Here is a 13,691-nt window from a genome sequence, read left to right on the forward strand (position 1 = left end):
GATTGGGACCAAGTTAAGCATCGAAGTGAAACCTTTTCTTGGCGTTTTAACCGGTTTTATAATGAGAGGGCTTTTACAACGTATGACAGGTTGTGCCGAAAATGGGAGCGGGGACTCAACGGTATTATTCTCAAGGGATATCATGCCATGAAGGGAAGAGGTCATGAGTTATTGGAAAGAGTGGATCGCGAAGGAAGAGGAGCGCTTGCGGCAACAGGACAATTGGCGGATCCTGCCTTCAAATCAAGGCACGGCACCAGGACGCATTGTCCAGAATGCGAATCATAAAATATTAAGTTTTGCCAGTAATGATTATCTGGGATTAGCACATCATCCAGCTGTGATAGAGCAGGCACAACAGGCTCTTAAGACATATGGCACGGGATCGACCGGATCAAGATTGTTAACCGGGAATTCAAAAATTCTTACCGAGTTGGAACGTGCTTTGGCGGTGTGGAAAGGGACGGAAGCGGCTTTGGTCTTTCCTAGTGGCTATCACGTCAATATTAGTGTGTTAGCGGCTGTGACAACGGAGTTAAGCCATATCTTTTCTGATGCCGCTAATCACGCTAGCATTATTGACGGATGTCGCTTGAGTCGGGCGAAAACATTCATTTACCGGCACAATGATCTGGATCATTTGCGACAGTTATTAGCCGCATCGGTAGGTGCCGACCGCCGATTTATTGTGACCGAAGGCGTATTTAGCATGGACGGCGATGTTGCTCCGCTTCCGGATTTGCTGGACTTAGCCGAAGAATATGAAGCGGTTGTCGTGCTTGATGATGCACACGGTACAGGGGTCATGGGGATTAAAGGACGGGGAACACTTGCGGCTTTTCAGCTGCAAAGTGATAACGTGTGGCAAATTGGAACATTAAGCAAGGCCGTGGCGGCCCAAGGAGGTTTTGTAGCCGGACCCCGGTCCCTGATCGATTATCTGGTGAATAAGGCCCGCGCCTTTATTTTTTCAACCGGTCTCAATCCTGCTGCAGCTGGGGCGGCTTTGGAAGCGATTCATATTGCCCAAGAAGAAGAGTGGCGGCGAGAGCACATCCAACGCGGGGCTGAGTCCCTGCGTCAGGGACTCAAGGATTTGGGCTATCATGTCTTTGCATCCGGTATCCTTGCGACACCCATTGTTCCTGTGCTCATCGGGTCCAATACGGAGACGCTGAAGGTGGCCCAGGCATTATGGGACCAAGATATTTATGCGCCAGCTATTAAGCCGCCGACCGTGCCGCCAGGGACGAGTCGCTTGCGGCTAGCCGTTAGCGCTGCTCATCATGAGGAGGATATCGCCAGAACATTAGCAGCCTTTCGCCGCATCAAAGATGACCTTGTCGGCTTTGATGGCACGAAATGAGGAGACACCCCGTGAATATTTATAGTGTTCGAATGCGAGCGACAGATGGGCAAGGACGCCATCTTTCGGGAATGGAGCGTTTAATCTTTGAAGAAGACGTTTCCATGACGCTTCAAGCATTGTATCAACGGGCATGGCATTACGAACCCCATAACGTATACATCACTGTTGAGAAGATCGACCAGGAGATCACTGTGGTTCCCGTCCTGCGCATTCGAAGCGAGATCCATACGTCGTCTAGCAGATCTGGGGTACGAAACCAAGCACGAGAAATTTTGCTGGACGCGCATATTGAAATGGATGTCATCGATTATGCTTTTTCTCTCCTAGACCAGGGGCCAGCCGCAGGTGGAGGGAATATGCGGGGAGCTGTCTTATTGACGAAGCGAAGCGGGCGGCGTTTAGAGCCCGACAAGGACCGGGGTGTCAGAACCTTGCGGGTAGACATTCACCCCGAGGACCGCGAACGTCTACATGTGGCCTTAGTTCAACAAGGATTTCCTCATCCCCGAACTCAAGACGCTTTGATTTTAGCGACTAAGACCTTATGGGCCGGGGTGATTGCCGAATTAGGCTGGTCAGATGATCCGGATTATACGACGGGTTTTGTGGCAACAAAGGGGACTTATTGGCGGTTCGAAGGAATCAAAGAAGCTGGCGTGAACGTAGGGGGACGCATTTATTTTGTGGAAGAAGACGAGGATACGGCAGAATTAATCAAACGGCTTCAGCAAATTCCGATTTGGGTCACGGTTTGAATCAAATTGGCGAGAAATGGGGAAGATAACATGAATAGATTGCTGTCCTTAGAAGACGTGGAAAAATCGATGCAACAGTTTATTGACGAAAGATTTTTAGGACAACCGTTCTTCAAGACACTGCTACAAGGCGAGTGGACTGCTCACACGTTGCACTATTTTGCGTGGCAATATGCCCATTACAGTGCGAATTTTCCCCGGATACTTGGAGCGGCTATCTCCGCTATGGCTCCTGAAGATGATTGGTGGATTCCCTTAGCAGATAATTTGTGGGATGAAGCGGGACGGGGAATACCGGGACATTCCCATGCCGTCTTGTATCGCACCTTTTTAGAAAGTGTTGATCCAAAGGCGCATAAGCTATATGACAATCGTCAAAAGTGGCCATCTATGGGACCGAGTGTTTCGCAAGCCGTAAAAGACTTTATCAATTTCTTTTACAAGGCGACGCCGCTTGAAGCCATGGCGGCTGTGGGATTAGGTTCCGAATTTTTTGCTGATCAAATTATGGGAACGATTGGTCAAGGACTACGTCACCCTCAGTATCAACAAAAATCTTCGGTGAATACGACATTTTGGGAGGTGCATGCTCGCCATGATGAACCCCGTCATTATGCACTATGTCGCACGGTCCTTCTGAAAGAAACGCCAGCGGATTCCTATCAACATATTTTGGAGATTGGTCAATATATTGCGGGATCGGAAGCTAGCATGTATGACGGTATCTATCAAGAAGCTTTGTCGCACGGGATCTAATTAGTCTTCGAGCAAACATCACGAAATAGAGAGTGCAGAGAGAGAGAAAACCCCCGGGAAGTCCCGGGGGTTGGTAAGGGAATATATGACAAATAGCAGGACATTTATTCGGAGGAGATGTCTTCCAAACTCCGTTTGTTGCCATGGGCTACACTTCCCAGAACGATGACATTAGCTATTATTCGTATCCCACATAAAGGCTGGTATGCAAAGGCCCCAACAGTACCGGGAATGCAAGCCTGTTAGGAATTCGAACAAAAACTGAACTGGTCAACGACGCAAACGCAATTTATTCTCATGTGAATTACTGTCAATATGACGAGATGACGTGACATGATCAGGGTTCTGGTAACCGGACTCATGTGTTCGTCTCCGTTAGTCACTATCCGAAAACTGTGCACAAATTTGTTTATCTGCTCTGCGATGGCTTCCCTGGGGTTTCATTGTGACCTGGTTTGCTGCCATTTTAGACCGTTATCCTAATGCGAGGTCCTGTGAGACAGACGTTGATACTGTGCCTAAAATGAACCTTCGATATGATGAGCCAGACGTCATATGTGAGGAGGTGTGTAAATTGCAAAAATATTTACGGTGGTTAACGAATAGTGGCCTACTTGCAATGGGCTCGGCCCTATTTCTGGGAAGTTCAGCCTTTGCAGCCGATCCGCTTGGACAATTGCCGGGTGCGCCGACCACGCAGCCGGCGTCCTTGACGATTAATTATGTTGGCCTGCATCAAAATAAGGCGGGAACAGATGGCTTGATTATAAAAGTATCGAATCTTGTGGTGCCGAGTAGTGGCTCACCAGCCGATACGCTGGAATTTGACTTGGGGAATGCTCCGGGATTCGGCATTCAGTCAGACTTCACGGTGTCGGTAGCGCCAGGTTCACCGAATTACGGTACATGGTTTGTGCCACTGAATGTGAAACAAGGAACGCCATTAGGGAATTTATCATTGGGCGGTGTTAACTTGACTGCCAGTGAATGGCTGCCACATCAGTCACAGTCGCCAGGGGTTAACCCGGAACTGGCATTGGGTGGGGCTACTTTACCCGAAAAATTGCCTTTTGGTCAGTTGCCAGAGGTCCCGTGGGCGGCTGGATTGCCGTTGTTGGCGCTTGGGATAGGCGCTTTATGGTGGCGACGGTCCGCACGTGTCCACATGGTTTAAATCTGCTCAAAGAATCTTTCTCCTCGCCTTGGGACACGCGAATGCGCATGAGACAAGCTATTTAGCGTACCCTTGGCGAGGATTTTGTAATCGTGAGCAACTCTCCTCATTAGAGGCCCCATACGCAAAAGGATAATGGCGACAATCATGGTGGTTGCCGTATTCTTTGTATTTACGTGTTTGTGTTTACATGCAACCACCATCCGAGTGAGTCCTGGGTTTCCAAGAGAAAAACTCTCAATTATCTTCAGCACCGCGGGCCTATTGAGGCTTATTTTCGTGTGGGAGGACAAGTTTTTCGCCGATTTTTATGTCAGAATACAAATCGTTTATGTTAGAGATCTGCTATGATCAATGTGAAATGCGACAAAACTCCTCGAAGTTATCGGTTAATCCTCCAAAAGATTTTTGCATTATGTCAATATTGTGTTTCTTTAGTCTTAAAGTTTGGTCAGTTCATTACAAATTCTTGACATGAAGAAAGGAGAGACAACAATGGCCGTTGAGGAAATGGTTGTGGAACAGGATAAGGCGTTTCATGTTGAAACCCATGGGATTGATATTATTCCTGAAAATCAGCGCCACGGATCGCCCAAAGATTTATTTTGGGTGTGGATTGCGGGAAACCTCACCTTTGGGGAATTTGTTATCGGCGATCTCTTTATTCAAATGGGTCTCAGTTTATGGGAAGCGCTAGCGATTGACCTCTTTTGTGCCGTGGCTTATGTCATTTTAGGGTGGATGAGCTTGGCAGGACCTAAAGCGGGCACTGCGACACTCACGATTTCGCGGGCGATATTTGGCATTAAAGGCAATCGCCTACCCGCCTTGTTTAGCTGGATTGATACCGTGGGTTGGGAAGCGGTCAATACGGTCCTCACGGTGTTTGCCCTCGTGGAACTGTTTGGTTTGATTGGACTCCCGCATCAAGGAGTAGGAGTGACGATTGCAGCTCTGGTAATCAGTCTCTTGTTGACCTATATTGTGCCGATTTTAGGCCATCAAACGGTGGTGGTGATGCAACGCATTTTGGCATACGGGCTGGCTTTGTTGTCTCTTGGCTTATTCTTCGTGGTGTTGCCGCACGTGCCTTGGAATTACGCGGCCTCGGCGCATCCTTGGGCGGCTAACAACACCCTAACCTTCATTTTCGGCCTGTCGGTCGGCTTGATGTCCACGGTGCTGTCGTGGACCAATTATGGATCCGACTATTCCCGTTATCTTCCCAAAAACGTGTCGGCGAAAGCCGTGGTGGGATACACTTGGCTGGGCTCAGGGATTGCGGCCATTGTGATGTTGGGACTCGGAAGTATTGTGGGTACGCTGGTGAATTCCCAGGCCTATGCGGCCAATCCGGTGACGGCGATTGTCAAAATCTTACCGGGATGGTATGACATTCCCTTTTTACTTGTGGTGATTGCAGGTCTTGTGACCGGTAACTATCTCAACTCTTACAGTTCGTCCATGAGCTTTTTAGCCATGGGTGCGAAAATCCACCGGTTAGCCTCAGCCCTTCTCGATAGTGGGATTGCAGTGGCTATTACGTTATACGCCCTGTTTTTGGCTCCCGCCTTCCTGACGTTTTTTCAAAACTTTTTAGATTTAGCGGTCTTGGTTATCGGTCCGTGGACGGGCATGTTTTTGGCGCATTACTTTGCGGCAAAAGGGGAATATGATGCGCCCAGTTTGGTCATGGAAACTCCACAGAGCCGCTACTGGTTCCAAGGGGGCATCAACTGGCCGGCCATTATCATTTTTCTCTTGTCAGCATTCATGGCCTTTTGGTTTGTGGATTCGACGTTGTGGGTGAGTCCTGTATCGAAAAACTTGCTAGGAGGCATGGATTTAAGTGCGTTTGTAGGGCCCATTTTGGGATTTGTGCTGTATTGGCAGTGGTACCAGACCCGTCTGGCCACTCACCGCGTTGCGATTGAACCGTGGGCGGCTATCAAGGAAGAAGGCGAAGCATAATGGTGGATTTGGTAATCCGTGGGGCCCGGGTTCTCTCTCCGGCCAATGGCCTTGATATGGTAACAGATGTCAGTGTGACGGGCACGCGCATTGAGCATGTCGGTCCATTCGAACAGGGGAATACCGCCAGAGAAGAAATTGATGGCAGAGGTTATCTACTAAGTCCCGGTTTTATCGATTTTCATGTTCATGGTTTTGCCTATTTTACCGATTACGGTACCTACCCAGATGACGTCGGTGTGCGCTCGGGGGTGACGACAGTTGTCGATCAAGGAAGTGCGGGATATTTAACTTTTCCCGCCTTCCACGAATTTATGGTGAAACATAGTGCGACCCGGGTGTTGTCCTATTTAAATATCGGGGCAGTTGGCACGATTAAAGGCAGCATGTTACCGCCCTTACATGGGCCAGATACCGTGGATGTGGGGGCTGTGGTTGAGACGATCGCCAAATATCCCCACATTATTAAAGGGATTAAAACCCATGCTGAAATGGGCGGAGTTGCCCGGTGGGGTTTTCGTGTTTTGCAAAAAGCCAAAGAGGCGGCCAAAAATGCGGGCGTACCCTGCTATGTTCATACGGGGAAACTGATTCCAGCCGAAGGGTTCGAGTTGCCGGATCCTGATACCATTTTGCCCCAAGCTTTGGAATACCTCGAACCCGGGGATATTCTGACCCACTGTTTTACGGGACATCCAGGGGGCATTGTGAAAACGACGGGTGAGGTACACGAATCCGTGAGACAAGCTACTCAAGATGGTGTGTATTTAGATGTGGGCTACGGGGAGCATTTCTCCTTTGCCATCGCTCAAAAAGTCTTAGACCAGGGCGTAATGCCTTATCTCGTCAGTAGCGATGTCCACGCGCTATTTAATCGGCCTCACAGTTTACAAGCGACCTATGGCCTTTTCAGCGCGTTATCTCACTTGCTGGCTTTAGGACTTCCTCTAAACGATTTGATTGCCATGGTCACCGATCATCCCGCCAAGATTTTAGGGCTAGATCAGGAAGTGGGCCGGATTGAGGCGGGATATCAAGCTGATTTGACCTTATTTCGCTTGGAAACGGGATCATTCACGTTTCGGGATCGCTTTGGGGTCAGTGTACCAGCCACAAAGAGACTCGTGCCAGAATTGACGATACGGCAAGGGGTTCGCTATCCGGTTCAGGTCATGGAGGAATCGGAGGTGTGAAAGGAAAATGCGCGTGATTAAGAGTCAGGATTTGACTCCCCGGCTTGTGGGGGTGATCCAGGCGAAAGATATCGTGCCCTATGAGTGCCCTTGGCTGCTTCATCCAGGTCCCCCCTTACCGCATTCGTTGGATAGCCTTTATCCTGCACAACAAAAAACACTGAAGGCCTTGATGGCATGGGAACATTGGCCGGATGATACGGGGTTGAAACACTCTCTTCGGGTGTTTCCTACGCAAGATTTTCATGTCGCAGCGCCTTTAGTGGGATGGGTTTCACCATCAATGTTGTTGTGGGTTGTCGAAGATCCCATTACCCATTTTAAGGGGTATGCTCCGATAAACGAAGGTACGGGTCCTAGTCTTCGAATGGGTGAGGTATCTTCTGCGATCTTAGACCGCCAAGATTGGCTCAACCAGGTTTTTGCCCCAGTGATGACAGAACTTTTGCATGTACTCGATATTCAACTCTGGCCGATTATCCAACAAGCCCTGTATATGGGCGATGAACTGCATATGCGCTCGGTGGCTGCGTCCTTTGTGTTTCAAAATCTCTTAATGCGTCCCTTGTTGACATCGGGACGGTTTGGCGCTTTAAGCCTCACCGATCAAATGATGTTCTTTCAGGTTTTATGGGGAAATCCACTCGCCTTTTTGAACATTGTTATGGCGATGAGCCAAATTTATTTCCAGCACTGGGCGGAGCAGAAGTTTCCGTCCAACATGATTATAGCTATCGGCGCCAATGGATTTGCCTGGGGCTATCGGTGTCACGATGATCCGGACCATTGGCAGCTTGTTCCCGCCCCGTTGGCCAGACCGGGACGTCCGATTGGTCGATCTTTTCTACCCATTATTGGGGATAGTTTTGTGTGCGAAGTGATGGGATTTGGTGGGCAGATTATTCACAATGCGCCCGCACTTTGGCAAGATATCGGCTATGTTCCGCCTCTTTCCCCATCCGAATTTTTTCGGTCTCCCTTGTGTGCTCAAGACCTTCCGGTTGTTTTAGCCGGCGATGAGGCGCCCCTGCGGGGCGGCGCCTGTCCTTCGGATTTGCCGCATATGGCATTTGATACAGCCTGCGTGGGCATCGAGGGCGGATTTTTAGGGGCAGGACGCGTGGGGGGGAGTCCCTGGTACCGATCGAAGCGGGATGAATGTTATGGCTAATTATGCCGATTATCTATTGATGTGGCTAGGAAGGCAGGGGGTTTCCCGGATTTTTGGAAATCCAGGAACGACGGAACTTCCGCTCATTGAGGCCTTAGCGCGGCAGTCCAAGATTGAATATGTTTTAGGCATTCATGAAACCGCCGTGTGTGCCATGGCGGATGGACTAGCCCGGCTTACCCGCACTATTCAGGTTGTGTCACTCCATGCGGCCCCGGGATTAGCCAATGCCGAAGCCATGATTTACAATGCCGCTTTTAGCCATAGCCCGCTACTATTATTGATTGGTCAGCAAGATACCCGTCTACGTTATGAGCGACCTTTTCTTGGCGCCGATCTGAAGGACATGATAAAGCCTTTAGTTGTCGATGTGTGGGATATTACCGAGCCTGATCATCTTCTGCGTTCCTTGCGACAAGCCTGGGCACGCCTACAGGTGGAACCTTCAGGACCGGTTGCTTTGATCCTTCCCATGAATATTTTGTCCGAACCCGTTGCAATCCATGACGACCCGTTATGGCAAGCTCCCGTTCTCCCGCTGAGGACCGGGAGTCCGCCGAGTCAAGAGATTATCGAGGAGTTTCTCTCCCTCTTAGTTAGTCCTTGGCCCAAGGCACTGGTGGTTGGAGATAGGGCCGTGCAAAATCCCGAGGTGTTAGCCGATCTTGCTCGGATCGCGCATTACGGGCATTGCGATGTATTTAGTGAGCCCTTTGCGACTCAGCTAACCTTCTTACCTTGGGCTGATCCCTGCTATCAGGGACGTCTTCCCCGTGCGGAAGCTGAACTGAGCCAATGCTTGTCGCCGTACCGTCACATTATCGGATTAGGTACCGAAATGTTTCGCGTCTTTACCCGCGGTAAGGAGCACCTGCCATGGTGGGATCAGGCGATAATCACTCAAGTGGACAGCGACGTGCGCTATTTTCATTATGCTCCGGGCACCACGAGTGTTCTCACTTCATTAGACGCGTTCATTTCCGCTGTCCGGAAACATCTTCCTGATAACCTAACGCATGAAGCGCCCGCGGTTTCAGGCGGTTTGGAACGTCCCCAAAATGGGAACGGGGAGAGAAATGACGAGCGAGAACAATTTTGGTCCACTTTAGCATCGTGGATTTCTCCTGACATGATTGTCGTGGATGAAAGTATCTCCGCGCAAAATGCGCTTTTGCGCCATCTTCAGCGCCGAGAGCCGAAAACCTATTATGCCCAGGCCGGAGGTTCACTGGGCTGGGGCATCGGCGCGGCGGTGGGGATGTGTTTTGACCAGGAAAAGCCGGTCATCGCCATTGTGGGCGACGGAAGTGCGCTATTCGGTCTATATGCCTTATGGACTGCAGCTCAATACCAATTACCGGTGCGGATATTAATCTATGATAACCACGGCTACCAAATTCTTAAAGATCAGCTGCCAGACAATCCCAGAGCTCATAGCTTGCTCGATATCCGCGGGCCCACAATTCATTGGCAGCCGCTTTTGACAGGGTTATCCTGTTCCGTTTTCGAATCTGAACTTCCGGGAAACCCCTGGGAATTCGCACAGATTTGGCAGCAATTTATCAGTCAAACAGGACCCAGTGTATGGGTTGTTCATGAAAAAATCTGATGGGTTTTTGAGGTGATTTCTTTGTATCCCTATCCTTTTGAATATTTCCGCCCGGAAACACTGGAAGACGCGTTGGGTTTGGCTCAAGTGGATGGTATGAAGTTTTTGGCAGGTGGACAAAGTTTGATACCTCTTCTGAATTTGCATGTGGCCGAAATAAAAGGAGTCATTGATCTCAAGCAGGTAGCCCCCCATTTAAAGTTTTTTGAATGGGAACAAGATCAGGTGGTTCTCGGTTCGTTTTTAACTCATGAGGAACTTCAGCACTCGAGCCTGTTGGGCCGGCGTTGTCCGTTATTTCTCATGGCTGCATCGCATATTGGCCATCCCCGTATCCGCCAAAGAGGAACCTTAGGCGGCAGCATTGCCCATGCCGATCCGTTGGCAGAATGGATTTTGGTCATGACCCTTTTAGATGCCCAGGTTATTCTGACGTCTTCCAAAGGACGGCGCAAAATTTCCTTTCAGCAGTACCTGTTGGGGCCAATGATGACCGCAATGGATCCAGATGAACTGATTGAAGCCGTGGAGATTTCCCTACCCGAGGCGGCAAGTTACGGGTTCGTTGAAGTGTCTAGACGGCCAGGTGATTATGCCTTGGTCGCGGCCGGAGTGTCTGTGCTGTGGGATCAGGACCGTATTGCCAAGACGTCTATTGCTGTAAGCGGCGTATCAGACGTACCGCTCACCTTCCCCGCTATAGCCATGACCATGTGTCACGAATACCCATCGCTAGCACTCATCCATGACGTCAAACGGGCCATTGAAGCTGCGGTAGACCCGCCTTCCGATATCTTGGCGGATGCATCCTACCGCCGGCATCTGGCAGGAACATTGGTCGCAAGAGCATTACGTCAAGCTTTTGATGAAGGGGTTAATAGCCGGTGGCTGATAGCGAAATGAATGAGGACGTTCAAGTTGGAGGGGATATGATGCACGTGCCGTTTCGAGTCAATGATGAGCAAGTGGTTTGTCATATTGCAGGACATGAAACGTTGCTGGCGGTGCTGCGCGATCAGCTCGGAGTGACGGAAGTCAAATACGGATGTGGAGAAGGTGCATGCGGGGCGTGCGTGGTGTTGGTGGACGGCAAAGCGATGGCGTCGTGTCTCACTTTGTGTGCCAGCGTGGAAAATGCGGACATTATGACCGTAAAGGCTCCGGACCCATCGGGTTTGTGGGCCTTGTTACAAGACCGTTTTGCCGCCCATGAAGCCGCTCAATGCGGATTTTGTTCCCCGGGTTTGTTGGCGAGTTGTTTTGCTTTAATTCAACGCGGGGAAAAGCTCACCCGCCAACAAATCCGCGAAGCTTTGTCTGGCCATATTTGCCGGTGTACGGGCTACCACCATATTGTCGATGCCGTCGAGGAGGTGATGGCATTATGGCCAGTTATGTCTTAAGCCCAAAGACATCGGTTATTGGCAAAGAGGTCATCCGGGAGGACGTTCGCAAGAAGGTTGCAGGACAGGTGCTCTACAGTGGGGATTGGGTGATGCCGGGCATGCTCTATGCGAAATTGGTGCGTGCAATGTATCCCCATGCCAAAATCAAGAAAATTGACAGCCGTGGCGCTTACCAGGTGGCTGGAGTGGTGCGGGTGATTGAAGCTAAAGATGTTCCCGTCAATCAGTTTTATGATGATCCGAGCGGGTTGGGTGAAAAGATTGCCCAACACAAAGTGTTTCAGGATGATGAGGTGCGGTATGTGGGCGAACCTATTTGTTTGGTCGTTGCCAAGACCCCGGAAGCGGCGGAAAAAGGGGCTGAGGCGATTTGGGTCGATTACGACGTCTTACCCTCGGTGCATGATCCATTGGAGGCGCTAAAAGAGGATGCCCCTTTAGTGCATCCCAACGGTAATACCGTTGTCGAGTGGAATGTGCATAAAGGCGATGTGGACGCCGTCATAGCCGAACCGGGCTTAGTCCATATTCAGCGAACGTACCGCACTCAGTTCGTTGATCATTTGTATTTGGAACCGGAATCCGGCGTAGGATGGGTTGATAACGACGGGATTGTGACATTACGCTGTGCTACGCAAGTCCTAGAGCATTACCGGGATATTGCCCGGATGTTAAATCTTCCTGAAAATCGGGTCCGGGTCATTTGTCCCTATGTGGGCGGCGGATTTGGCGGGAAAGAAGACATGACGGTAGAACCGTATTTGGCTATTGCAGCGTGGATTACTCAAAAACCCGTCAAAATGGTGTGGTCCCGGCAAGAGTCTCTCTCAGCCCGGCCAAAACGGCATCCCTTTATTATGACATATGATGTATGGGCCAAGCCTCATGGCGAACTTGTGGCCATGAAAGTCGATATTATCGGGGATGCGGGAGCTTATGCCATGTTATCTCCGCGGGTCTTATTTGCCGCGGCGGTCGTGGCGACGGGCCCTTACCGAATTGATCACGTTGATGTCAAATCCCACGCGGTGTATACCCACAACGTGCCAACCAGTGCTTTTCGCGGGTTTGGTGCGATGCAAATGGCTTTTGGTTATGAACAAATTATGGAGGAGATTGCCCAGGAATTGGGCATCGATGCCGTAGAGTTGAGGCGGCGTCATTTTATCCGCAAAGGCGACCGGTTGGCAACAGGCGAAATTCAGGATACGGCGGTGTGGCTGAATGAGACCATGGATAACGTGCTAGCCGAGCTTGCAAAAAATCCGGTTCCGGCGGATTCCTCCAAACGCATTGGACGGGGCATTGCCTGCACGATGCAGCCTTATGGCCGGACCGTCTGGTTTCATGATCAAGCTTCTTGCTGGCTCAATCTCGAGTCCGATGGCAGCGTGATTCTGCGCATTGGTGTGCCGGATATTGGTGGGGGCCAAGCGGCGTCTTTGTGTCAAATTGCTGCGGAAATTCTTCACGTGCCATTAGAGGATGTGCGTCCCTATTATGGCGACAGTGCGCTCACGCCATTAGCCGGGGGAACATTTGCAACCCGCCAACTGTATATGTCGGGCAATGCGGTAGTCCAAGCCGCTTTAGAGCTTCAAGAAAAAATCGACCATGTGCTGACCATGACATGGGGCGAACAACAATGGCAATGGCAAGACGGGATTGCTCATTCGGCTTCAGGACTCAGCATATCCCTTCCGGCAATTTATGAAGCCGCCAGTGCCTTACACTATCCTCTTAGTGTGCACACAACGTTTCATGCCCAAGTTGGCGAAGGATATGACAACCGCCAGGGCCGGGCGCATAAAACCTTTCCCGATTTTACTTTTGGTTGTCATGGCGCGGTGGTGGAAGTGGATGAAGACACCGGTATGGTGAAAGTCTTGCGCTATGTCGCCAGTCATGACGTCGGGGTGGCGATTAACCCCTTGAGTGTGGAGGGACAAATTCACGGCGGGGTCGTGCAAGGGCTCGGTTATGCCTTGTCGGAAGAGGTGGTCTATCAAGAAGGACAGTGTGTGACCACCTTGTTCAGCCAATATATGGTGCCAACAGCTGAGGAAATGCCTGACATTACCGCCATTATTCTTGAGTCGCACGAGGGCAAAGGGCCATTTCATGCCAGGGGAATTGGGGAACCAGCGATTTCACCTGTCGCTCCTGCCATAGCCAATGCGATTGCGGATGCCTTAGGCTCACGTTTACGCGTGCGCTCCTTGCCTATTACGGCGGAGAAAATTTGGCGTGAACTCTCTTCGACGAGCTCAATGTAAAACACCCCACG

The 13,691-nt window shown here is 50.4% G+C and carries 11 protein-coding genes; all 11 read left to right on the forward strand.

Annotated elements, in window-relative coordinates:
- Positions 1 to 163: 163 nt before the first annotated feature.
- The 11 genes from bioF (at position 164) to AOA63_RS11400 (ending at position 13,680) form a co-directional block, all read left to right on the forward strand.
- Entirely contained in the window at positions 164 to 1,366 is a 1,203-nt protein-coding gene (bioF, locus tag AOA63_RS11345) for an 8-amino-7-oxononanoate synthase (RefSeq protein WP_053959796.1), read from the forward strand.
- Between the two features lie 11 nt (positions 1,367 to 1,377).
- A complete protein-coding gene (locus AOA63_RS11350) occupies positions 1,378 to 2,124 on the forward strand; it encodes a 6-carboxyhexanoate--CoA ligase (RefSeq protein WP_053959797.1) in 747 nt (248 codons plus the stop codon).
- Between the two features lie 30 nt (positions 2,125 to 2,154).
- Positions 2,155 to 2,880, forward strand: a complete 726-nt coding sequence (locus AOA63_RS11355) for a TenA family transcriptional regulator (protein WP_053959798.1) — start codon at positions 2,155 to 2,157, stop codon at positions 2,878 to 2,880.
- Positions 2,881 to 3,454: 574 nt separating this feature from the next.
- Positions 3,455 to 4,054 carry a hypothetical protein gene (locus tag AOA63_RS11360; RefSeq protein ID WP_053959799.1) on the forward strand — a complete coding sequence of 200 codons (600 nt, stop codon included), beginning with the start codon at positions 3,455 to 3,457 and terminating at the stop codon, positions 4,052 to 4,054.
- A 495-nt stretch (positions 4,055 to 4,549) separates the two neighbouring features.
- Complete coding sequence (locus AOA63_RS11370) at positions 4,550 to 6,025, forward strand: purine-cytosine permease family protein (protein ID WP_053959801.1); 1,476 nt, start codon at positions 4,550 to 4,552, stop codon at positions 6,023 to 6,025.
- A complete protein-coding gene (locus AOA63_RS11375) occupies positions 6,025 to 7,218 on the forward strand; it encodes an amidohydrolase/deacetylase family metallohydrolase (protein ID WP_053959802.1) in 1,194 nt (397 codons plus the stop codon). Before AOA63_RS11370 ends, AOA63_RS11375 begins: the two co-directional genes overlap by 1 nt.
- Before the next feature lie 7 nt (positions 7,219 to 7,225).
- Positions 7,226 to 8,389 carry a DUF1116 domain-containing protein gene (locus AOA63_RS11380; protein WP_053959803.1) on the forward strand — a complete coding sequence of 388 codons (1,164 nt, stop codon included), beginning with the start codon at positions 7,226 to 7,228 and terminating at the stop codon, positions 8,387 to 8,389.
- Entirely contained in the window at positions 8,382 to 9,998 is a 1,617-nt protein-coding gene (locus tag AOA63_RS11385; protein WP_053959804.1) for a thiamine pyrophosphate-binding protein, read from the forward strand. The genes AOA63_RS11380 and AOA63_RS11385 overlap by 8 nt, the downstream gene beginning before the upstream one ends.
- A 12-nt stretch (positions 9,999 to 10,010) precedes the next feature.
- Complete coding sequence (locus AOA63_RS11390) at positions 10,011 to 10,901, forward strand: FAD binding domain-containing protein (protein ID WP_242848321.1); 891 nt, start codon at positions 10,011 to 10,013, stop codon at positions 10,899 to 10,901.
- Entirely contained in the window at positions 10,883 to 11,401 is a 519-nt protein-coding gene (locus AOA63_RS11395; protein ID WP_242848322.1) for a (2Fe-2S)-binding protein, read from the forward strand. Before AOA63_RS11390 ends, AOA63_RS11395 begins: the two co-directional genes overlap by 19 nt.
- On the forward strand, positions 11,383 to 13,680 hold the full coding sequence (locus AOA63_RS11400; RefSeq protein WP_053959806.1) for a xanthine dehydrogenase family protein molybdopterin-binding subunit: 2,298 nt from the start codon (positions 11,383 to 11,385) through the stop codon (positions 13,678 to 13,680). The genes AOA63_RS11395 and AOA63_RS11400 overlap by 19 nt, the downstream gene beginning before the upstream one ends.
- The last annotated feature ends 11 nt before the right edge of the window (positions 13,681 to 13,691 follow it).

Source organism: Sulfobacillus thermosulfidooxidans, from assembly GCF_001280565.1.
GTDB lineage: Bacteria > Bacillota > Sulfobacillia > Sulfobacillales > Sulfobacillaceae > Sulfobacillus > Sulfobacillus thermosulfidooxidans_A.

Bases quoted from the DNA above. Each gene is read 5' to 3' on its own strand.
- bioF (WP_053959796.1), top strand. From the start codon at position 164: ATGAGTTATTGGAAAGAGTGGATCGCGAAGGAAGAGGAGCGCTTGCGG.
- AOA63_RS11380 (WP_053959803.1), top strand. From the start codon at position 7,226: ATGCGCGTGATTAAGAGTCAGGATTTGACTCCCCGGCTTGTGGGGGTG.
- AOA63_RS11370 (WP_053959801.1), top strand. From the start codon at position 4,550: ATGGCCGTTGAGGAAATGGTTGTGGAACAGGATAAGGCGTTTCATGTT.
- AOA63_RS11385 (WP_053959804.1), top strand. From the start codon at position 8,382: ATGGCTAATTATGCCGATTATCTATTGATGTGGCTAGGAAGGCAGGGG.
- AOA63_RS11355 (WP_053959798.1), top strand. From the start codon at position 2,155: ATGAATAGATTGCTGTCCTTAGAAGACGTGGAAAAATCGATGCAACAG.
- AOA63_RS11400 (WP_053959806.1), top strand. From the start codon at position 11,383: ATGGCCAGTTATGTCTTAAGCCCAAAGACATCGGTTATTGGCAAAGAG.
- AOA63_RS11375 (WP_053959802.1), top strand. From the start codon at position 6,025: ATGGTGGATTTGGTAATCCGTGGGGCCCGGGTTCTCTCTCCGGCCAAT.